The 21310-nt window shown below is 39.5% G+C and carries 21 protein-coding genes; 2 read left to right on the top strand and 19 right to left on the bottom strand.

What is annotated here, in order from left to right:
• Positions 1-41 precede the first annotated feature (41 nt).
• Genes rlmN through def form a run of 4 tightly spaced genes read right to left on the bottom strand, consistent with a single transcriptional unit; the run spans position 42 to position 3887 of the window.
• Positions 42-1079 carry a dual-specificity RNA methyltransferase RlmN gene (gene rlmN, locus HMPREF3182_RS01710; protein WP_062485173.1) on the bottom strand — a complete coding sequence of 346 codons (1038 nt, stop codon included), beginning with the start codon at positions 1077-1079 and terminating at the stop codon, positions 42-44.
• A complete protein-coding gene (rsmB, locus tag HMPREF3182_RS01705; RefSeq protein ID WP_328587208.1) occupies positions 1072-2421 on the bottom strand; it encodes a 16S rRNA (cytosine(967)-C(5))-methyltransferase RsmB in 1350 nt (449 codons plus the stop codon). The genes rlmN and rsmB overlap by 8 nt, the downstream gene beginning before the upstream one ends.
• 57 nt (positions 2422-2478) lie before the next feature.
• A complete protein-coding gene (gene fmt / locus HMPREF3182_RS01700; RefSeq protein ID WP_062485169.1) occupies positions 2479-3426 on the bottom strand; it encodes a methionyl-tRNA formyltransferase in 948 nt (315 codons plus the stop codon).
• On the bottom strand, positions 3426-3887 hold the full coding sequence (gene def / locus HMPREF3182_RS01695; RefSeq protein WP_007393044.1) for a peptide deformylase: 462 nt from the start codon (positions 3885-3887) through the stop codon (positions 3426-3428). The genes fmt and def overlap by 1 nt, the downstream gene beginning before the upstream one ends.
• Positions 3888-4077: 190 nt before the next feature.
• On the opposite strand from def, the gene HMPREF3182_RS01690 reads away from it, so the two are divergent.
• Entirely contained in the window at positions 4078-4404 is a 327-nt protein-coding gene (locus tag HMPREF3182_RS01690) for a YnfA family protein (RefSeq protein WP_062485167.1), read from the top strand.
• A 51-nt stretch (positions 4405-4455) separates the two neighbouring features.
• On the opposite strand, the gene HMPREF3182_RS01685 is transcribed toward HMPREF3182_RS01690, so the two are convergent.
• The 5 genes from HMPREF3182_RS01685 to HMPREF3182_RS01665 form a co-directional block, all read right to left on the bottom strand.
• On the bottom strand, positions 4456-5238 hold the full coding sequence (locus HMPREF3182_RS01685) for an enoyl-CoA hydratase-related protein (protein ID WP_036257835.1): 783 nt from the start codon (positions 5236-5238) through the stop codon (positions 4456-4458).
• A 57-nt stretch (positions 5239-5295) separates the two neighbouring features.
• Complete coding sequence (locus tag HMPREF3182_RS01680; protein ID WP_062485165.1) at positions 5296-6156, bottom strand: 3-hydroxybutyryl-CoA dehydrogenase; 861 nt, start codon at positions 6154-6156, stop codon at positions 5296-5298.
• A 362-nt stretch (positions 6157-6518) separates the two neighbouring features.
• The gene (locus tag HMPREF3182_RS01675) at positions 6519-9560 is read right to left on the bottom strand and encodes an efflux RND transporter permease subunit (RefSeq protein ID WP_062485163.1); all 3042 of its coding nucleotides are present in this window, start codon (positions 9558-9560) and stop codon (positions 6519-6521) included.
• Positions 9557-10648, bottom strand: coding sequence for an efflux RND transporter periplasmic adaptor subunit (locus HMPREF3182_RS01670; RefSeq protein WP_007393066.1), 1092 nt, complete (start codon positions 10646-10648; stop codon positions 9557-9559). Before HMPREF3182_RS01670 ends, HMPREF3182_RS01675 begins: the two co-directional genes overlap by 4 nt.
• The gene (locus tag HMPREF3182_RS01665; RefSeq protein WP_007393051.1) at positions 10635-11108 is read right to left on the bottom strand and encodes a MarR family winged helix-turn-helix transcriptional regulator; all 474 of its coding nucleotides are present in this window, start codon (positions 11106-11108) and stop codon (positions 10635-10637) included. The genes HMPREF3182_RS01670 and HMPREF3182_RS01665 overlap by 14 nt, the downstream gene beginning before the upstream one ends.
• Before the next feature lie 191 nt (positions 11109-11299).
• On the opposite strand from HMPREF3182_RS01665, the gene HMPREF3182_RS01660 reads away from it, so the two are divergent.
• Positions 11300-12175 (top strand): phosphoribosylaminoimidazolesuccinocarboxamide synthase, encoded by an 876-nt coding sequence (locus HMPREF3182_RS01660; RefSeq protein WP_062485161.1) that lies wholly within the window; start codon positions 11300-11302, stop codon positions 12173-12175.
• Between the two features lie 125 nt (positions 12176-12300).
• On the opposite strand, the gene HMPREF3182_RS01655 is transcribed toward HMPREF3182_RS01660, so the two are convergent.
• From HMPREF3182_RS01655 to HMPREF3182_RS01610, 10 genes are all read right to left on the bottom strand, one after another.
• Positions 12301-13167, bottom strand: coding sequence for a CvfB family protein (locus HMPREF3182_RS01655; RefSeq protein WP_062485159.1), 867 nt, complete (start codon positions 13165-13167; stop codon positions 12301-12303).
• Between the two features lies 1 nt (position 13168).
• Positions 13169-13546, bottom strand: coding sequence for a ribosome silencing factor (gene rsfS / locus HMPREF3182_RS01650; protein WP_062485157.1), 378 nt, complete (start codon positions 13544-13546; stop codon positions 13169-13171).
• 26 nt (positions 13547-13572) lie between these two features.
• Positions 13573-14592, bottom strand: coding sequence for an LCP family protein (locus HMPREF3182_RS01645; protein WP_062485155.1), 1020 nt, complete (start codon positions 14590-14592; stop codon positions 13573-13575).
• Positions 14579-15193: a bis(5'-nucleosyl)-tetraphosphatase (symmetrical) YqeK gene (yqeK, locus tag HMPREF3182_RS01640; protein ID WP_062485153.1), complete on the bottom strand. Its 615-nt coding sequence runs from the start codon at positions 15191-15193 to the stop codon at positions 14579-14581. Before yqeK ends, HMPREF3182_RS01645 begins: the two co-directional genes overlap by 14 nt.
• Positions 15181-15792 (bottom strand): nicotinate-nucleotide adenylyltransferase, encoded by a 612-nt coding sequence (gene nadD, locus HMPREF3182_RS01635; protein ID WP_062485151.1) that lies wholly within the window; start codon positions 15790-15792, stop codon positions 15181-15183. Before nadD ends, yqeK begins: the two co-directional genes overlap by 13 nt.
• 147 nt (positions 15793-15939) lie before the next feature.
• Positions 15940-17184: a glutamate-5-semialdehyde dehydrogenase gene (locus HMPREF3182_RS01630; RefSeq protein WP_062485149.1), complete on the bottom strand. Its 1245-nt coding sequence runs from the start codon at positions 17182-17184 to the stop codon at positions 15940-15942.
• A 14-nt stretch (positions 17185-17198) separates the two neighbouring features.
• Positions 17199-18329, bottom strand: a complete 1131-nt coding sequence (proB, locus tag HMPREF3182_RS01625; protein ID WP_007392589.1) for a glutamate 5-kinase — start codon at positions 18327-18329, stop codon at positions 17199-17201.
• A 15-nt stretch (positions 18330-18344) separates the two neighbouring features.
• Complete coding sequence (locus HMPREF3182_RS01620; protein ID WP_007392610.1) at positions 18345-18635, bottom strand: YhbY family RNA-binding protein; 291 nt, start codon at positions 18633-18635, stop codon at positions 18345-18347.
• Positions 18636-18647: 12 nt separating this feature from the next.
• A complete protein-coding gene (gene obgE, locus HMPREF3182_RS01615) occupies positions 18648-19922 on the bottom strand; it encodes a GTPase ObgE (RefSeq protein ID WP_007392603.1) in 1275 nt (424 codons plus the stop codon).
• A 142-nt stretch (positions 19923-20064) separates the two neighbouring features.
• Complete coding sequence (locus HMPREF3182_RS01610) at positions 20065-21297, bottom strand: S41 family peptidase (protein WP_007392609.1); 1233 nt, start codon at positions 21295-21297, stop codon at positions 20065-20067.
• Positions 21298-21310: the final 13 nt, after the last annotated feature.

The raw sequence follows: 21310 nt of genomic DNA, 5'->3' as shown, positions 1-21310 counted from the left end.
GTCCCTTCTACCAGCAATATAAATAATTCATATCACATTCTTTATATGCTGTCAACTTTTTCTCTTTGAATACGCAGTTGTCCACACGCAGCTTGAATTTCACTGCCCATTTCTCGCCGTAGCGTAATCGAAATGCCACCGTTCTTGACGATCCGCACGAATCTCTGCATCATTTTTGTAGTCGGTCGATATAACCCCACATCGTAGTTATCGTTAATAGGGATCGCATTAATCAAGACATTTTTACGAGCAAATAAACGAACTACCTCCGTTGCACAAGCGGTCGTACAATTAACGTCACGAATAAGAATATATTCAAATGTAACTTTCCTGTGGGTTTCCGAAAAATAATGGTCTGCTGCTTTCAATATATCCTCAAGGGGATACACATCGGCAATCGGCATAATCGTCCGGCGCAACACATCGTTTGGAGCATGTAATGAAATGGCTAAATTCAACGGTATATTTTCTTTCGCCAAATCGTACATTTTAGGCACAATTCCTGATGTAGAAAGAGTCATATTTCGATAGCCTAAATAAAACGTTTCTTTTTCGTGAATATGTCGCAAAAATGCAAGTACCGCATCATAATTTAGCAAAGGTTCACCCGTTCCCATCAAGACAATAGAATGCAACTCGGGTGTCACATAAGCACGAAAGACCAATAATTGTGCAGTCATTTCACCAACGGTCAAATTGCGAATGAACCCATTTTTAGCGGAAGCACAAAAGGAGCAATTAACGGCACACCCTACCTGCGTGGATAAACATATAGCATTTCCGTAATCATGTCGCATCAATACAGTTTCTACAGTATGCCCGTCTTGCAAGGAAAGAAGCAATTTGATCGTTGTCCCATCCTCTGATGCTAACGTTGAAAGGACAGGAGGTATGAAAATACGCAACTTTTCCTGCAACACTATGCGATCTTTTTTTGGCAATAAGGTCATCTGATCCCACTGAAACACAAATTGTTGATAGACGTAATGAAAAATTTGTTTTGCCCGAAAGGCTGGCATACCATAAGATGCTAATACTTGTTGTAATTCTGCCAAGGTTAAGCTTAAAAGATCAATCATGCCCCTTGTCCTTTCTTAATTTCGCAATAAAAAAACCATCCATCCCATCATAGGGTGGTACTATTTCTACGCATGGGCCTTTTTTCGTTAAACCCGCCGTAAGTGCAATCGGTTCCAGGGTAAATTCAGGATGACGTTGTAAAAAATATTGAACTACGTCTTGGTTTTCAGCGGGATTCATCGTACAGGTACTATATACTAAAAGACCGCCATCTTTGACACAAACCGAAGCCCCTTCTAAGATTTGTTTTTGCAAAGCCGGTAATATTCTTGTGTCTTTTTCTTCTTTACGCCACCGTAAATCTAATTTATGCCGTAAAATCCCCAAGCCCGAACAAGGTGCATCTACCAATACGCGATCAGCTTTAGCACGAAATTGCTGTCCTAACTGCCGTGCATCTTGCTGAATGGTGCGAATATTCGCTAGTCCTAAACGAGAAGCATTTTCTTCGATTAATTTTAATTTATGCGTATATATATCACATCCATAGACGATAGCGGTTTTACCGCCTAAGGTAGCTAAATGTGTCGTTTTACCTCCAGGAGCAGCACAAGCATCAACGATTATCTCGCCTGGTTGGGGATCCACAATATGAGCTACCAACTGTGACGCCTCATCTTGTATGAGCGCTTTTCCTTCGCGTAATAAAGGAATGCTCTCAATAGCCTGTGAAGTCGTAATATAGATACATTCAGGAACAACTTTTCCCTTACGATACGAAATGCCTGCTTGATCGAGTATTTGCATGCCTTCGACAATACTAATACGATTTGTTTGCAAGCGTAAACAGAGTTCGGGAACCTTATCAAAATAAGCACATAAGTCCTCTGTTTCTTTCATGCCGAAACGTTCACAACACCACCGCACGAACCATTCTTGCTGATGATAAGATAGTGCTAAATATAAAATCGGGTCGTCTTCTTTCTTCGGCAAGGCAAAAACTTGTGGTTGTCGCAAAGCAGAGCGTAATATGGCATTAACAAACTTAGCCATACCTTCATTGCCTAAGGAACGAGCCAATTTGACTGCTTCATTACAGGCAGCGGAAGGAGGCACCTTGTCCATATATTGTAATTGATACAGTCCCATACGCAGAATAACGCGGCACAACGGATCTAATTTTTCTATGGGACGAGAACTAAGTTTCCTCATAGCTCTTTCTAGTATCATCATATGACGCAAAGTACCATATACTAAATCCGTATAAAATCGCCTATCCCGATCGGCAAGCTTATATTTTTTAATCGCCTGAGATACGACAATCGTACTATATCCTTTATCCTTAATAATCGTCAATAAACTGCGTAATGCTAATTCCCGTATATTCAATACTCTCTCCATCCTTTTCATCATACATAAAAGTAGGACAGCACCGACTACAGTCCTGCCCCACTTTATCTATACTGTCGGCACTGCCAAAGAATCACCGATGGTCATCTCATTCCCTTGTAAAAACTGTGCCGTCGTCATACGCTTACGACTTTCTGGTTGCACTACATCAATTTGCAATGCCCCCCTGCCCGTTTGTACGACAAATGCTGTTTTCGTAACAGCAATAATCGTGCCGGGCATAACATCTTGCCCCTCGACTACCGTGGCCGACCAAATTTTCAGGCGTTTTTGTTGCCATAACGTATAGGCTCCTGGATGCGGATCTAACGTACGTATCCACCGCTCTAATTGTACTGCATCTTCACGCCAATCCAGCATGGCTTGTTTCTTTTCAATTTTAGCGGTATACGATGCTTCTTTTTCGTCTTGCCGTATGGCCTGATGTTGATATGTTTCTATCTTTCCTAGTACTTCGAGTAAAGCTGACGCACCTAATTCTGATAATTTGTCAAACAAGGACCCCGTTGTTTCTTTAGGAGCTAGGGTATATCGCCGTTGTATTAAAATATCACCCGTATCCAAACCTTCATCCATCTGCATAATCGTAACACCGCTTTGTGTAACACCATCTTTAATGGCATATTGAATCGGTGCCGCCCCTCGATAGGCCGGTAATAAGGATGCATGAACATTCATACAGCCATAGGTAGGTATCGTCAAAACCGCTTTCGGTAATATTTTTCCATACGCAATGACGACAATTAAATCAGGCTTTAATGTGCTTAGCTCCTCTTGTACCGCTATCTCCCGCAATGTCGTAGGTTGATATACGGGAATACCCAGTTGCCGTGCTTGTGCTTTAACAGGAGAATAAGTAATTTGTTTACCTCTTCCTCTTTCTTTATCCGGCTGCGTATATACGGCAACCACATCATAAGTTGCCTGCACCAATGCTTGTAAAGCCGGTACTGCAAAATCAGGCGTTCCCATAAATACTATGCGTAAGGATTTCATTATTCCGTCACCTTCCGTATGTTTTCTGCTTTTTCAATAAATAACGTGCCTTTTAAATGATCAATTTCATGTTGAAAAATTCGTGCTAAAAAATGTTCCGGCTCGTAATAAACGACTTTGCCTTTACGATTTAATGATTTCACTTTAATTTTTGAATATCGTTTTACCGTACCATAATAACCCGGTACGCTCAGGCATCCTTCAATATCTTCTTCCATCTCCGTTGATGTTTCCAAAATTTCCGGATTGATTAATTCAATTAACCCATTGCCATCATCTAAGACCACGAGTTGTAACGATTCATTTATTTGTGGTGCCGCTAAGCCCACGCCATTGGCTGCATACATAGTTTCAGCCATATCATCTAATAATTTTTTTATATGTTTTGTAATTGTTGGAACTGGTTTTGCCTGTGCCTTTAATACAGGACTACCGGCTTCTATAATCGGTAATTTTGCCATAACACTTCCCCCCATTATCTACTTGCCTTTCTGTTATTTATCTTATCATACCATTAAAAGACCTTAAAGGGATAGTTTTTTTTATATCAAAACAACATTCATGTTATTCATTGAAAATTATAATTATTTTTACTAAAATATATTATAATGATTATTTACATATTGAATGTTAGCACGAAAGGAATATAGTATGCTTGTATCTATCCTCTATTTTATACTCGCCGGTATTTGTGAAATCGGGGGAGGCTATTGTATTTGGCTGTATCTACGCGATGAGAAAAGTATCTGGTACGCCCTAAGCGGTGCCATCATTCTAATCATATACGGAATTATTCCCACCTTACAACCACAGGGAAATTTTGGTAAAATCTATGCCGCCTATGGGGGTATATTTATTGTTCTTTCTTTATTATGGGGCTGGTTAATTGATGGTATTCGCCCTGATCTATTTGATATTATCGGTTCACTTATCGTCTTAATTGGCGTATTTATTATCATGTATGCACCACGCGGTTAAAAGAAAAAAGCTTCGGACTATATGTCCGAAGCTTTTTTATAGCTACTTCTATTATTTTCCCGTAAAAGTTGGTTTTCTTTTTTCAACAAACGCACCCATACCTTCTTTTTGATCGTCCGTTGAGAAGCAAAGACCAAATACTTCTGCTTCATAGGAAATACCCGTAATAACGTCGCAGTTAATGCCTCTATTTACGGCCGCTTTCGTCAACTGTACCGCAATCGGTGCATTCTTAGCAATTTTATTTGCTAATTTTAAAACTGCATCCATCAATTCTTCTTGCGGTAAAACTTTATTTACTAAGCCGAGTCTTAACGCTTCTTGTGCATCAATTAATTGACCTGTATACAAAATTTCTTTTGCCGGCCCCTTGGCAATAACCCGTGGCAAGCGTTGCGTGCCGCCAAAGCCTGGCGTAATCCCCAGAGTAACTTCAGGTTGACCGAATTTAGCATTATCAGAAGCATAACGAATATCGCAAGCACAAGCTAATTCGCATCCACCACCTAAGCAGAAGCCATTTACGGCAGCAATTACTGGTTGGGACATATTTTCAATAAACGTAAATGCATCTTGTCCAATTTGTCCAAATGCACGTCCTTCAACAGCATTTTTCGTTGACATTTCTTTAATGTCTGCACCAGCTACAAAGGATTTATCACCTTCACCTGTAATAACAACTACCTTTACTGTCTTATCGACCGAAATATCCTGCATCAGATTGTTTAATTCCCTCACCGTTTCCGCATTCAAGGCATTTAATGCTTTCGGACGATTAATCTTCACAATGGCAATCCCATTTTCTATCACATAAAGAATGTTCTTATATTCCATCATTCTTTCCTCCTTTATATCTCGCTTGTCAAACGAAAATATTTGATTGCATGCTGCTTATTTCTTATAATCGTAAAAACCTTTACCCGTTTTTTGTCCTAAATAACCAGCATTTACATATTTTCTCAATAATGGGCATGGACGATATTTCGGATCACCGAAACCTTCATACAATACTTCCATAATATGAAGAACAACATCATTCCCAATTAAATCGCACAATGCGAGTGGTCCCATCGGATGATTAAATCCTAATTTGCATACCGCATCAATATCTTCTACGGAAGCAACGCCATCCATTAATGCTTGAATCGCTTCGTTTAACATTGGAATAACGATACGATTGCCTGCAAAGCCAGGGAAGTCCGATACTTTCACGGGGGTTTTCCCTAATTCGGTTGCACATGTTGCAATCTTATCATATGTTTCAGCCGATGTAGCAATCCCGTTAATAATTTCTAATAACTTCATAACTGGTGCAGGGTTAAAGAAATGCATGCCAATTACCTTATCCGGGCGTTTTGTTGCCGCTCCTATTTGCGTAATAGCAAGGGAAGATGTATTACTAGCTAAAATAGCATGAGGTGGGCAAAATTCATCTAATTCTTTAAAGATTTCTGCCTTAATTTTCATATTTTCCACAGCCGCTTCCACTACTAGATCTACATCTTTCAAGTTTTCTGCCGTTCTTGTTACAATACCTTCAATCCGTCCCATAGCAGCATCTTTATCTTCTTGTGTCATCTTGCCTTTGACAACTAATTTTGTTAGCGATTTATCAATTTTAGCCTTACCGCCAGCAATAAATTCTTCTTTGATGTCATTCAAAATAACTTCGCATCCATGTGTAGCAAATACTTGTGCAATTCCCGATCCCATCGTACCTGCACCAATGACCATAACTTTTTTACAAAACATGATAGTTCCTCCTTTTGTGTAGCGTGATTTTTTTCACTTTATTTTATAAAAAAAATATCACGTCTTTTGTACTAATTTTTCTAAGATGCACTTCTTACATGTATAAGTATATCATCTTCCCTTAAAAAATCTACTAAAAAATACTTTTTTTTTTTATTTTTCTATGCTTTTTAGTGTTATTCGTTTATGTCAAGTTCATTTTTAGCATACTTCACTATTTTTGAATATCATATAGTTCTTATACTACGTTACATTATGAACTTTCGTTATATGTTATCGCCCCCCTTCTTTTTTTGCATAATAAAACCATACCAAAAGAAATGTGCCTTTCTTCTAGTATGGTTTTTTATTTATAACTACATTTATATAGTATCATCTGGTGGTGTTATCTTATGCCACACCACATACATAACCGGTAATACAACTAATGTCAAGATAGTAGCAACAAACAAACCTGACGCAATAGCAACTGCCATAGGGCCCCAAAAAATACTCCGCATAAGTGGTATCATGCCCAGAATAGCTGCTGCTGCCGTCAGCATAATTGGTCTAAAACGTAAAATCGCCGAATCAATGACAGCATGCCACGGATCTTCACCACGGGCAATATGCTGCTTAATTTGATCGATCAAAATAACGGAGTTCCGAATAATCATCCCTGACAACGCCAATATACCTAAATAAGCTACAAAGCCCATAGGCTTACCACTGATAAGCATTCCAAAACTAACACCGATGATTCCTAACGGAGCCGTCACAAGGGTTAAAATCATATCACCCACATTCCGTAATTGGAACATTAATAAGGTAATAATGATAATGATCATGAGTGGTATAGGACCTAGTAAGTAATGCAATGATTGTTGACTATTTTCTAAATCGCCAGCAACTTCTACATCATAGCCAAAGGGCATACTGTTACGAATTCCTGCAATAGCATCATACGCTTTTTGCGTTGCATCATTCGCCGTGCCTTCTCGAATATCGCCTTGAATCGTAACCGTAGGCTTTAAGTTTCTCCGCCAAATTAATGGTTCTTCTGCTCCATATGATATCTTCGCTACCTGTCCTAAAGGAATATAGCCGACCTTAGTATAAATAGGAATTGTATCAATCGATTGCAAGGATTTTCTATCCTGTTCTTGCAAACGCATTTGAATGCCAATCGTTTTATCTTGATCATAATATTGAGCGATCGTTGCTCCCGAGAGTTCCGTATATAGCGTTTGCCCTACATCTTGAGCAGAAATACCAAGAGCACGTAATTTTTCATGGTCCAATTCAATATGAAGAATTTTACTTTTTTGTTCCCAATTTAAAAATACATTCGAAATATTAGGATTCATGCGAATACGTGCTGCCATTTGTTCCGCGTATTCCTTCACTTTTTGCGGATCATATCCAGAAACGCGTAGCATAACAGGGTATTCCGAAGGCGGTCCGATAGAAATATGTTTTACATGTCCTCGTACATCGGGAAAATGTTCTTGCAGTATCTGCCTACATCTTTCCGTTAACACCTCTCGGTCTTTAATATCCTTCGGTACAATAATAAATTGAGCGTAATTATCAGCCGGCAAAACAGGTTCCCATGTCAAAACAAAACGCGGAGCCCCTTCCCCCACATAATAGGAATAATTTTGAACGGTCTTTTCCTTTTGTATATCCGCCGCAAACTGTTGTGCTGCGTTCTTCGTTGCTTCAAGAGAAGAGCCTTCTGGTAAAGTCATTTCAACGATAACTTCCGGTCGTAAAGACGGCGGGAAAAATTCTTGTGGAATAAACCGCAATAACCCGATCGAAAATAAAAACAAACCAAGTGTCGCTACAATAACCACTTTACTCCGATGCAAGCACCATTGTAAAACTTGTCGAAAGAATACGTAAAATCGCGTTTGATACGATGGTTTCTTTTCTTCTTGTGGTTTCACCTTGATAAAGTAATAGCCAAACAAAGGTGCTACCATAACTGAAACAATCCACGATATAATCAAGGAAGAAAAAATAACAGGAAATAAACTGCGACAAAATTCAGAAGCAGCTCCTTCTGCAAAGGCAACAGGTATAAATCCCGCACAAGTAACTAGTGTTCCCGTTAGCATCGGTTTTGCCGTTGCCCGAAAAGCGAAACAAGCTGCTTCCATCCGTTTTTTACCTCGTTCTAATTGAACACTCATCATTTCTACGGCAATAATAGCATCATCGACTAACAACCCTAACGAAATAATCAATGACCCTAAAGAAACTTTATGTAAATCGATACCGCCAACTTTCATCACACAAAATACACCGGCAAGGACAAGCGGTATACAACATGCGACAACCATCCCTGTACGGATACCTAAACTCAAAAAACTAACTACCAAAACAATAATAATAGCTTCCCGTAAAGTACCGATAAAATCAGCAATAGACTCTTTTACCACTTGTGGCTGATCCGATACTTGATGTAATTCCATACCTACCGGTAATTCTTTCCGAATCGATTGGGAAAATTGTTTCAGCTGCGTGCCTAAAGTAAGAATATTGCCTCCATTTTTCATAGATAAGGCAATCCCAATCGCCGGTTTACCATTATAATACATTTGCGGTTGCAACGGATCAGGATATCCTCGTTTAACCGTAGCGATATCGCCTAAACGAAACGTACTTCCCTGTACATATAAAGGTACATTTCGAATTGCATCTACACTGTCAAAATTGCCCGATAATCGCAGATACACCGTTTGATCCGCTGTTGTAATACGACCTGCTGGTGTCATTTGATTTTGTGAATGAATCGCCTGTGCAACAAGCTGCGGCGGAATCCCCAGTGCAGCTAATTTATCATTTGCTAATTCAACGGCTATTTGCTCATCTTGAACCCCCAATAGCTTTACTTCACTCACATCGGGTATGGTGACCAAGTATCTCCGAATTTGTTCCCCTTTTTTACGCAAGTCCTCATACGTATACCCATCACCCGTAAGAGCATAAACCGATCCATACACATCATCAAATCGATCATTATAAAATGGTCCAACTACCCCTTCGGGCAATTGCCGTTTCATATTCTCCGTTGTATTTCGCACGTCATGCCACGTATTGCGAATATCTTTCGATGGCACCTTGTCATCGAGGGTGACATAAATAACCGCTTGCCCTGACTTAGAATAGCTTTTTAAATATGATAGCCCTTTCGTATCTTGCAATTGTCTTTCTAACTTATCCGTTACTTGTTCTTGCATTTGCGTTGCTGTTGCTCCTGGCCAAGCAACCGTAATGACCATTTGCCGTACCGTATATGCGGGATCTTCCATTCGCCCTAATTTCATATACGAAAATACGCCCGCAATCGCAACAAGAATAATAAAGTACCATACTAAAACCTTATTTTTCAACGCCAATTCTGAAAGATTTTTCATGCATGGTCACTCTCCGTTCGCACTTGTTCTCCTTGATGCAATTTTTGTACACCTGCTTTAACGATAACATCCCCTTTGGCAACACCTTGTATACGCACCGTATCATCTTCAAAAGAAACAATCGTAATGCGTTTTAATTGCACCGTTCCCGTTGCGGTGACACACCATACATAGGGCGTATTTCCTGTTTGATAAATTGCCCCTACTGGTACGTTATAGGTATTATTATCACCTACATTCGCATGCGTATCAAATACCTGTGCGGTCATGCCCAACTTTAGTCCCTGTGGCGGCTTATCTAAGGAGATTCGCACCATATATGTTTTCGCAAGGGGATCCGCCATGGGTGCAATCGCACGAACATGACCAACTACACGCTGTTCTTGTAAAGCCCAAAACGAAACTGCTACTGGTTTACCTACAAAAAAGTCACCAATTTTATTTTCCGGTACATTCATTTCAACTTCCATTTGTCCCGCATGAATCAATGTTAACACAGGCATACCTGCACCAATGACTTGCCCCGGTTCACCTGCAACCATAGCTACTACACCATCGGCACTCGCCGTCAATTGCGTATAGGCCAAACGATGTTGCTGTACTTGTCGTGCCGCCTTTGCTTGTGCATATTGTGCTTGTGCTTGTTTATATTCCGTTTTTGCTTGTTCCCATGCGAGCGTGCTAATCGCCGACTGCTGATACAACGCCTGAAAGCGAGAATACTTTTCTTTAGCTAATTGGCATTGTGAAGCGGCTGCTGTCACTTGTGCATTTGCCTGTTCAACCCCTTGTGCCATATCTTGGGGATCTAACGTCATTAATACTTGCCCTACACGTACCCTTGAACCAACTTGCACATATTGCCCCGTAATTTTTCCACCTACTTGAAAGGCCAATTTACTCTCATAGCGTCCACGTACAGTTCCCGTATAAGCCGATTGTGCCTCATCTTTATCTTCGCCGCCGACGGTTATCGTACTCACCAAAGGAACTACATCTGTTTCAGGTTTCTTTGTACCACATCCTACAAGTGTCATACCTAAAACACTAAAAACGACAATACGAAGCAGCCATTTACTGTGTATCATGAGGAATCTCCTTTCCTTGTAATACTAATTCTTCAATATGTACCTCCGATGCATGTTTTGCCACACTACTCATCGTTTCTAACGCATCCTCTAATTTCTTTTTGTCAACTCCTTGTAATAAATACGTTACCCACCGTTTTACAATATTTTCCATTTCCCTTTGCATATCCCATGCTTTTTGTGTTAAGTGAATATACTTAAAACGTAAATCCTCACAATCTTGTCGTCTATATATCAATTTCTTTTCTTCTAATAATTTAACATTTCTTGCCACTAAAGCTTTATCAGCAGTTAGCAATTTTCCTAATTCAATTTGTGTACAACCATCATGTGAATATAAAGTTAATAACATGACATGCTCAGAATATGAAATATGCCAAGGCTTGCATGCTAACGTTACATATGCCTGTGTCCGTCTATTAATCACGCCAAATTCATGACCAATTTCGAAATAGTTCATTTACATACCTCCGTTAAGTTGATTCAATCAACGTTAAGTTAATAAAAGTATACCAAAAAGGAGATATCTATGCAAGAAAATTTATCTTCGTTATACTCAATATATCCCTTACAACCCATATCGACCATTTTTAAAATTTATGCTATGATAAAGAGGTTCAAGGGGAATCCAATATAATGGAGGCAATAGGCATGCAAAAGTACAAACCATTTAAGTCAGGAAAAGTTCGAGAAGTATATGATGTAGACGATACTATTATCATGGTCGCCACAGATAGAATTTCTGCATTCGATCATATTCTAAAAAATAAGATCGCCGAAAAGGGTGCTATCTTAACACAGATGTCAAAATTTTGGTTCGATTTCACAAAGGATATTATTCCAAACCATATGTTAAGTATCGATCCTAAGGATATGCCAGAATTTTTCCAACAAGATATGTTTCGTGGAAATAGTATGAAGTGCCGTAAGTTAACGATGATTCCAATGGAATGTATCGTTCGTGGTTACATTACGGGTAGTGGCTGGGAAAGCTATCAAAAAGATCAAACTATTTGTGGTATTTCTTTACCTGCGGGATTACAAGAATCACAACAGTTATCTGAACCTATTTTTACACCTAGTACCAAAGCCGAATTAGGTGAACACGATGAAAATGTATCCATAGAAAAAGGTGCGGCTATATTAGAAAAAACCTTTCCTGGTAAAGGGCAGTTATATGCCGAAAAAATCCGCGATTATTCGTTAGCCTTATACAAAAAATGTGCAGCCTATGCGTTATCAAAGGGTATTATTATCGCCGATACAAAATTTGAATTCGGCTTAGATGAGCAGGAAAATATCATTTTAGGCGATGAAATGTTGACACCCGACAGTTCTCGTTTCTGGCCTTGCGATGGCTATGCACCGGGAAAATCACAACCGTCTTACGATAAACAATTTGTGCGAGATTGGCTAAAAGCGAATCCCCATAATGATTATCTATTACCACAAGAAATTATTGATAAAACGATAGCTAAATATAAAGAAGCGTATGAACGTATTACTGGCACACCTTGGTCTTTATAAAGGCAAGTTCTTATAAACAATAAATAAAAAAAGAAAGCACTATGTGCAATGCACAAAGTGCTTTCTTTTTTTATTTATTAGAAAGGCGTCACGTGCTTTTCCCTTTTTCTTCAGGCAAAAACAGCCTAACCATTTTCTTCTACTAAATAGGTCCAGCCTTCTTCTTGTCTGATTTTACCTTCTTTCATAAGATGCCCCAACGCACGTTTAAAAGCCGCTTTACTCAAGCCGAATTTAGCCTTAATGACTGGCGGTGCCGTTTTATCGCCATATGGCATTTTACCATTACGCCGTTGCAAAAACTGCAAAATCGTTTCACTATCACCAGTTAACGCTTTTTCTTTAACATACCGCAACGATATATTAATTCGACCATCTTCTCGCAGGTACGTAATCCGCCCTTTAATTAATTGCCCAATCAAAATAGGCCCCGAAAATTCACTACGATGTAAGAACGCAATCCATCTTTCACGCGTCATGATATATGCACCTTGATCGGTCATATTATATACAGCGCCTTCTACCCAATTGCCAATAACCGCTTCTGTTGCCGGTTTAGAAGCTCTGCGCATCTCATCTTCGACTTCCATCGAAACAGCTAATCTACCTGATTTATCTTCATATAATTTGACCCAAATATACTCGCCTTCTTTCGGGCGCCCTTTCATTTCGGCAAAAGGCATAAAAATTCCCCGTTCCGTTCCGACTTCTACAAAAGCACCAAAACGGGTCGTATTAATGACTGGTGCATATCCAATCTGCCCAACCTTGATTTTAGGTAGATGCATACTCGCCGTCAATCTGCCTAACGGATCATGATACAAAAAAACATCGATCATATCACCTACTGCTAAAGGCCGAGTTTGTTGATTTTTGTGAAGTAAAATATCATCGTTTGTATTACCTGTACCGCCATCTAAAAACACGCCTACATCGCTTTCACGTAAGACTTTTAATGTTGCCAAACTATTTTCTTGCCATATTGCTGCCATCTTATTCACCCTCAAACGAAATCCGTTGTGCGTCACTCCAAAGCGATTCTAAATCATAATACGTTCGTTGTGCTTCCACAAAAATATGAATAATTACTTCTCCCGCATCTAATAAAATCCAATCACCCTGCCGGTAACCTTCCGTATGGGCAATGGTATAGCCTTGTGTTTTTAATCGTTCTTCAATTTCATCAGCTACACTACGTGCCATCCGCTCATTTCGTACGGTACATAAAACAAAATAATCAGCTAATAAAGACGTACCTTCCATATTTAATATCGTCACGTCCCACGCTTTTTTATCAACTGCCGCTTGAGCAGCTAATTCATAACTAGTAAGTTCTACCTTATCATTAGTTTCTTTCTTTATAATCGGCATATTCTTCTCCTTTAAGATATAATACATCAATTTTTTTTCGTTTCACTAGACGGATCATTTTTCTGCTCTGTTTTCTTATCACTTGCTGAGGCTGGAGCAATCGCATGATTCGTTGTTCCTATTAATTTTTGTACTTCCACTGGATCAAACACCCAATATGATCGATTCGATGCGTCCAAAGCATTTCCCATTTCGCCCGGTAAAATGTAAAAATTTATTTTATTTACGGGCATATCGGCAAAACTATAAGCAAGATGAGCGATATCTTTCGTTTTAATATTTGATTGCACATAATGCCAAAAACGATACATAAATACCATATTCGTAATTCCCCAATGCTGTTGACGATTATGATATAACTGCTTTACGAACCGTTCTTGCCGCAATGTTCTTGCCAATTCACCCTCATCATTAATATATCGCACATAGCCAAGGGCATTTTCACCATTAAGCCTTTGATACCCTTGATAAATATTAAATTCTGTTTTTCCCTTACGGTCACCATGATACATGCCTCGTTCTACGTACATCCGTAAGCCCCCATTCATATCCATAAGCTTGAAAAAGGCATCGGGCGTACAAATCGCATAAAACGGAACCGGAATATGAAAAATATCCTCAACGACTGCTTTTAATAAAGATATCCCTCCCTGTGGATATATATCACGTAAATATTCACTCTTTTTTTCTTGTCTACTTTCTACTTTCGTATTATCAGGAAGCATAATAAAATCGAGTTGTTGTTTTTCTTCATTCACCGCAGCGACTGCGATAAAATTCGTTTGTTTCGGTTGTTCTTTATCTACCCCTACAATCAATACATAAAGTGGCACATCTGGACTGATTTGAGAAAATGCTTTCGTACTGTTAGCCCCTCGTTCATTCGTAGAAAAGGCTGAAAATGACGCCCCCAAACGAATGATAATTATCCCTAAGATTACCAGCAAGATAACCACTCCTAGAGCTATTCTTTTCCATAAACGTCGCCGCTGGCCAATAACTCGTGGATGAACAGAACGACGTCTTTTTTTTCTATCTCGTTTCATATCCTTTTCCTTCTTTATTCTTCATAATCATAGCCAATAAAGCATTACGATTGACAATGGTCCCCACATAAATAGGTTGCTTTTCTTCCAATAAATGACATAACGTTGAATCATAACCAGCCAATACCGCCCTGTCTAAATCTTGTTTAGCTAAGGCTCGTAATGTTTCTACACCTGGAAAGGTTCTATGTACTTCAATATAATCTGCCAAAAATACAATTTTTTCAAGCGTATTCATCACGGGAGCTCCCGTTGTATGGTGTGCCAAGGATGCTAACAATGTAGCGTCGGTTACACCAAATAGCTCTCGTGCCATAGTAACCGCCGCATAACCATGCAACAAATTGCCATTAACCATAATTTCTGTATCTAACGTGTCGCCAAAGGATCGTTGTGCCAAGGATTGCATTTGCTCTAAAGGAAGCTGTTTTGCCACATCATGCAACAGGCCTGCAATTTCCGCTTGTTCCGGATCTCCACCATACTGTATAGCTAATTGCTTTGCCGCCGCGGCAACACCAACCACATGCTGATAACGTGCTGTCGTCAAGTGCGTCTTTACGTAGTGTAAAATTTGTTCTTTTTGCATTATCCTCTCCATTTATATACCCCATTTACTTCTATATACTCTTGTACAACCGTTGGTAAAAAATAGCGAACTGATTTTCCCTCGGAAAGCCTATTACGTATATCCGTTGACGATATCTCCATAGCAGGTACAGGAAGTTTAATGATTTTTTTACTACGTGTTCCAAAATAGGCTACGGCCTGATCTATGTTTTCTGTGCCATCTGGTCGTACGGCACCTACCACATAACACGCATCTAATATCGCTTCTGGTTCTTTCCAATAAATCAAATCATGAATCGTATCCGTACCAGAAATAAAATAAATTGTTACCCCTTTTCCCCAGTGTGTAGCAAAATGCGTAATCGTATTAATCGTATATGAAATACTAGCTTGCTGTATTTCCCAATCGCTGACCTTAAAATAAGGATTATCGGCAGTTGCTAATTGCGTCATTTCAAGACGTTGTAAAGGCGTTGCTCCCTGCACTTCCTTTTGGGGTGTCTGATAAGAAGGAACAAAATAAATTTTCTCTAACCCCAACGCCTGTCTTGCTTCTTCAGCGATCATTAAATGCCCCATATGGATTGGATTAAAGGACCCTCCCATAATCCCTATTTTTACCTTATTCATAATACCAATAAATGCCTCCCCAACAGATACACATGGTCACTATATATAATATGAATAATAGGCCATAATATTTCCACTCATACTGAGTCTTTGGTGCCATCATGTACTGCCGTAGCGTACGATAATAACCTTTTACCCATCGTCTCATTACCGAATTTGTCCTTGTCCTTGAATTTGATATTTATAAGACACAAGAGCGGTTAATCCCATAGGACCACGCACATGCAATTTCTGCGTGCTAATACCAATTTCTGCACCAAAACCAAATTCAAATCCATCGGTAAAACGAGTAGACGCATTGACATATACGGCCGCTGAATCAACATCTGCTAAAAACATAGCTGCACGTTCCTTATCTTCCGTAACAATTGCTTCCGAATGATGTGTACTATATTGACGGATATGTGCTAAAGCCGCTTCTAAAGATGGCACCGCCTTAATAGATAAAATTAACGCATTATATTCTGTTTGCCAATCTTCTTCTGTTGCCGCCTTTTCAATTCCCAATGCCTGTATTTGTGCATCTCCTCGTAATTCCACTTGCTGTTGTACCATCCGTGGCTTTAATTTTTCTAAAAAAGGTACTAATACAGCTTCATGTACCAACAATGTTTCCATTGCATTACATGTAGAAGGACGTGAAACCTTAGCATTTTCGACAATATTTACAGCCATATCCAAATCGGCATATTTATCTACATACACATGGCATACGCCACTCCCTGTTTCAATACAAGGAACCGTTGCTGTATTCACAACCATTTGAATTAAACCAGCACCACCGCGTGGAATAGCTAAATCAATATAAGGACGCAATGTCAACAATTCTTTTACTAACGCCCTATCTGTATTTTCAATTAATTCTACCGCCGCCGTAGGTAACCCCGCCTTTTGTAATGCCTCTTGAATAACCTGTACTAACACGACATTAGAATGAATAGCCTCGCTTCCACCACGTAATACACAAGCATTTCCAGATTTTAAACAAAGAACAGCCGCATCTACCGTAACATTAGGGCGTGATTCAAAAATAATAGCAATAACCCCCAACGGTACGGTAATTTTTCTAATCAACAACCCATTGGGACGCCGTTGTTCCGAAAGAATATGACCAACCGGATCTTCTAAGGACGCAACTTGACGTACCCCTTCGGCCATACTCAACACCCGTTCTTTCGTAAGTGTTAACCGATCAATCATTGCTGGGCTCATGCCACGTTGACGAGCCCTATCAATATCTTTCTTATTTTCTACTAAAATCCGTTCATACGATACTTCTAATGCGTGAGCAATCGTTTCTAAGGCCTTATTCTTAACATCCGTAGAAACGTTCGCTAATTTCCGTGCCGCTATACGTGCCTCTTTTGCTTTGATAACTACTTCTGATGACATATACTTCCTCCATCTTATTGCATAATCACTAAATTATCTCTATGTACTACTTCTTCATAAACACCTTCATGCCCTAATATATGAGATATATCTTCACTCTTATACCCTTTAATCGCTTGTATATCACTGGCATTATAATGAACAATCCCCTTCGCAATAACCAGTCCATCATACATAATAGATACAATATCACCTGCTTCAAAGGTACCTTTTACTTCCATAATTCCCACCGCTAACAAACTTGATCCATGCTGAATAATAGCATTTTTACAGCCTTCATCAACGATAATTGTTCCCCGCGATTTGCCTGATGATAAGAGCCATCTTTTTTTGGTATGCAGCGACGTTTCTTTTCCGGGAAACCATGTTCCCACTTCCTCGCCAACACAAATACGTCGCAATACATCCTCTTCGCTTCCTGAAGCAATAACCATATCAATATGAGCCGCTGTAACCAGAGCCGCCGCTTGAATTTTAGTAAACATGCCGCCCGTACCTCGTGCCGTACCAGCTCCACCCGCTATATCATAGCAATGCCGATCAATCGTTTCCACCACCGATATAAGCCTTGCATCATCATGTTCTTGCGGATTTTTGGTGTATAAACCATCCACGTCAGAAAGTAAAATCAATAAATCCGCATCAATAATAGTACTTACCATAGCCGATAAAGAATCATTATCACCAATTTTAAATTCATCAATAGCAACAACATCATTTTCATTGATAATCGGAATAATTCCCATATCTAGCATGGTCAGCAACGTATTCCGAGAATTAATAAACTTACTCCGATCATGGGCATCCATGCGTGTTAATAAAACTTGCCCCACCGTTTGTCCATATTCACGGAATATTTTTTCATATGTATGCATTAAAACCCCCTGCCCTACGGCTGCTACCGCCTGTTTTTCACGAATAGACTGAGGTTTATGAGTTAGTCCTAACGGTCCCATACCCGCACTTACGGCTCCAGAAGAAACTAAAATCATTTCCTTACCTTGATTGGATAAATTAGCTATATCTCGTGCCAATCTATCAATACGATGATAATTCAATTTTCCCGTAGCATATGTTAAAGTGCTAGAACCAACTTTGACGACAATTCGCTTTTTAGCTACTAAAGCTTGTCGTTGTTCTGACATACTATCACGACCTTATTATAGGATATCTTCAAAATGAGATTTTTCCTTTTTCTTTTTAAATAAAATACCATAACGACCAATTACTTGAATCACTTCCGCCCCTAACATATCCGCTAAGGCTTCTATCGTTTCTTTTGTATCTAATACTGCATTAGGCAATACATGCACTTTAATCAATTCCCTTGCTTGTAAGGCCTCCCGCGTACTATCAATCAAGGTATCACTCATGCCTTCTTTACCAATTTGGACAACTGCCGACAGCTGTACTCCCAATGCTTTTAATTTCTGTTTTATTTTCCCCTTCACCCAATCATCTCCTTATGCGTGATATTCAAATTCCATTTCATAAATTCTAACAGTATTCCCATCGCAAATACCTTTTTCTTGTAATAATTTATCAAGTTCCATATAGCGCCAAATACGCTGAAACCGCCGTACCGACTGGTCATCATCAAAATTCGTCATCGCTACGAGATTTTCAATACGAGATCCCGTAATAACAAAAGCACCATCACTAGCACGGGTGATAACAAAATCTTTCGTATCCTTTGCTCTATATATGACTTCTTCCTCTTTCTCTTCTGCTTCTGCCTGATAAGCTTCTACTTCTGTCCATACGCGTTCGAGCAACACATCTAAGCCTTCACCCGTAACCGCACAAATAGGATATACTTCATTTCCCCTTTCTCCCATGTAGGCTTCTAACCGTGTCAATGCTTCTCGATTGTCCCCTAATAGATCTACTTTATTTGCCACAATAATCTGTTTTTTATGTGCTAATTTTTCACTATATTTTACCAATTCTTCGTTTATTTTTTCATAATCTTCAATCGGGTCCCGACCTTCCATGCCCGATACATCTAGCACGTGTAATAAGATTTTTGTACGTTCAATATGACGTAAAAAAGTATGTCCCAAACCAACGCCTTCACTAGCACCTTCAATTAATCCCGGAATATCCGCCATTACTAAGGTCCGGTGATCGTTTAAATCAACTACCCCTAAAATAGGATGTAATGTCGTAAAATGATATGCTGCAACTTCAGGCTGTGCCGCTGAAACCTTACATAAAATGCTTGATTTTCCCACACTAGGATAACCTAGCAACCCTACATCGGCAAGTAATTTTAATTCCATTTGTAACCATAATTCTTCACCCGGTTCACCTTTTTCAGCAAACGTTGGCGTCCGGTTTGCACTCGTACGAAAATGCCAATTTCCCCGACCGCCGCGACCGCCTTTAGCAACTACGACACGTTGCCCATCAACACGCAAATCAGCTAGCAAATCGCCATTACTTTCTTCCTTTACAATCGTTCCGACTGGTACGGGAATGATAAGTGGCATAGCATCTCGTCCGTATTTATTGCTGGACAATCCACGCCCACCCGGTTTCGCTTTAAATAAACGTCGATACCGAAAATCTAACAACGTATTTATATTTCTATCAGCAACAAGTATCACATCGCCCCCTTGACCACCATCGCCGCCATTAGGACCTCCCTTGGGTACAAACTTCTCATGACGAAAACTACTCATGCCATCTCCGCCTTTACCCGATTGAACAAAAATTCTAGCTTTATCTATAAACATATAACACCTCTTATGCAAAATATAAACGTATCTACATAGAAAAAAGACACAGCATCCATATACTATGTCTCCTGTCTATCTGTCCTACTATATAATTATTTTTTATTGTAAAGCAAAATAGCAGACCTGTAAAGTATTATTTCTATTCTTCTACGGGAATAGTGTAAGCATCGGGTAACACCGCTTTTTGGGCTTTTCCTGAAAGCAACCGATACGCAGCTTGAAGTGGTAAATCCTGTCGCCATAAAGGATCTTCCTGTACTACCACATCAGGCGTAATACCTTGTAAATGAATTTCTCGACCTTTATTCGTTTTATACCGAGCAATCGTTAATTTAATTACCCCTTTATCTGCTAAGGGATACACCGTTTGAACAGAACCCTTACCAAAAGAAGGTGTTCCAACCACTTTACCTAAATGTAAATCTTGAATATCACCAGCAACAATCTCAGAGGCACTAGCAGAAGATTTATTCATTAATACGGCCATAGGAATAAGATCTTTCGTTCCGGCAGCCCGAAAAGTTTGTTCTTTACCGTTCGCTAACGAAAAGGATAAAATCGTACTATTTTTCGGCACGAAATTAGAAGAAACAGCTACAGCCTCTTGAATTAACCCTCCTGGATTATTCCGTAAATCTAAAATTAACATTTTCATGCCTTGCTTACGCAATGTTCGATAGACTTGCGTAAACTCTTTTCCCGAATCTTCCCCAAAAGCAAATATTCGAATATACCCAACATTAGAGCCCGCAATAAGCGTTCCCTTCACCTGCTTAATTTGTAAAGCTTGTCGCGTGAGCGATACCTCCTTTTTCTGTCCTTGACGCAATATGGTTAACCGCACGGGAGTTCCAGGCAAGCCACGTATCGCTTCAGATATTTTTTCTATGGTCCAATCCGTTGTCGCTTGTTTATTAATCGCAATTATTTCATCACCCCGCTGCAAACCTGCCTGTTTTGCTGGCGAAGGTGTCACGGTATCCACTAAGTAAGTAACTTGAACCCTCCCATTAGCCCCTTCTCCTAACAAAACACCGATACCACCATAAGATGCAGATAATTGTTTCTTAAATGCATCAAATTCGCGTGCAGAAAAATAACGTGAATAAGGATCGCCCGTAGATTGTACAATACCCCGCAACGTATTCTCTAAGACAACGGGACCATCAACGTTGCCAGCAAATTGTTGCCGTACCAATAGAACCGTTTTATATACCAAAAACATCCCCGGTGCACTACCAAATAACCAATAAGACAACATTAATGTACCGCCAACAAAACCGACAATAGCAACCAAAATTCCCCCGAGAAACAATTTTAATTGTCGTTGATATTGTTTGATAATTCGTATCATATTTTTATGTTGTTTCACTCCTATATACGTA

The organism is Megasphaera hutchinsoni (genome assembly GCF_001553405.1).
Classification (GTDB): Bacteria; Bacillota; Negativicutes; order Veillonellales; family Megasphaeraceae; genus Megasphaera; species Megasphaera hutchinsoni.
Note: the sequence above shows the minus strand (reverse complement) of the source record. Positions and strands in the feature narration are given on the sequence as shown.

Bases quoted from the DNA above. Each gene is read 5' to 3' on its own strand.
- rlmN (WP_062485173.1), bottom strand. From the start codon at position 1,079: ATGATTGATCTTTTAAGCTTAACCTTGGCAGAATTACAACAAGTATTA.
- rsmB (WP_328587208.1), bottom strand. From the start codon at position 2,421: ATGGAGAGAGTATTGAATATACGGGAATTAGCATTACGCAGTTTATTG.
- fmt (WP_062485169.1), bottom strand. From the start codon at position 3,426: ATGAAATCCTTACGCATAGTATTTATGGGAACGCCTGATTTTGCAGTA.
- def (WP_007393044.1), bottom strand. From the start codon at position 3,887: ATGGCAAAATTACCGATTATAGAAGCCGGTAGTCCTGTATTAAAGGCA.
- HMPREF3182_RS01690 (WP_062485167.1), top strand. From the start codon at position 4,078: ATGCTTGTATCTATCCTCTATTTTATACTCGCCGGTATTTGTGAAATC.
- HMPREF3182_RS01685 (WP_036257835.1), bottom strand. From the start codon at position 5,238: ATGGAATATAAGAACATTCTTTATGTGATAGAAAATGGGATTGCCATT.
- HMPREF3182_RS01680 (WP_062485165.1), bottom strand. From the start codon at position 6,156: ATGTTTTGTAAAAAAGTTATGGTCATTGGTGCAGGTACGATGGGATCG.
- HMPREF3182_RS01675 (WP_062485163.1), bottom strand. From the start codon at position 9,560: ATGAAAAATCTTTCAGAATTGGCGTTGAAAAATAAGGTTTTAGTATGG.
- HMPREF3182_RS01670 (WP_007393066.1), bottom strand. From the start codon at position 10,648: ATGATACACAGTAAATGGCTGCTTCGTATTGTCGTTTTTAGTGTTTTA.
- HMPREF3182_RS01665 (WP_007393051.1), bottom strand. From the start codon at position 11,108: ATGAACTATTTCGAAATTGGTCATGAATTTGGCGTGATTAATAGACGG.
- HMPREF3182_RS01660 (WP_062485161.1), top strand. From the start codon at position 11,300: ATGCAAAAGTACAAACCATTTAAGTCAGGAAAAGTTCGAGAAGTATAT.
- HMPREF3182_RS01655 (WP_062485159.1), bottom strand. From the start codon at position 13,167: ATGGCAGCAATATGGCAAGAAAATAGTTTGGCAACATTAAAAGTCTTA.
- rsfS (WP_062485157.1), bottom strand. From the start codon at position 13,546: ATGCCGATTATAAAGAAAGAAACTAATGATAAGGTAGAACTTACTAGT.
- HMPREF3182_RS01645 (WP_062485155.1), bottom strand. From the start codon at position 14,592: ATGAAACGAGATAGAAAAAAAAGACGTCGTTCTGTTCATCCACGAGTT.
- yqeK (WP_062485153.1), bottom strand. From the start codon at position 15,193: ATGGAGAGGATAATGCAAAAAGAACAAATTTTACACTACGTAAAGACG.
- nadD (WP_062485151.1), bottom strand. From the start codon at position 15,792: ATGAATAAGGTAAAAATAGGGATTATGGGAGGGTCCTTTAATCCAATC.
- HMPREF3182_RS01630 (WP_062485149.1), bottom strand. From the start codon at position 17,184: ATGTCATCAGAAGTAGTTATCAAAGCAAAAGAGGCACGTATAGCGGCA.
- proB (WP_007392589.1), bottom strand. From the start codon at position 18,329: ATGTCAGAACAACGACAAGCTTTAGTAGCTAAAAAGCGAATTGTCGTC.
- obgE (WP_007392603.1), bottom strand. From the start codon at position 19,922: ATGTTTATAGATAAAGCTAGAATTTTTGTTCAATCGGGTAAAGGCGGA.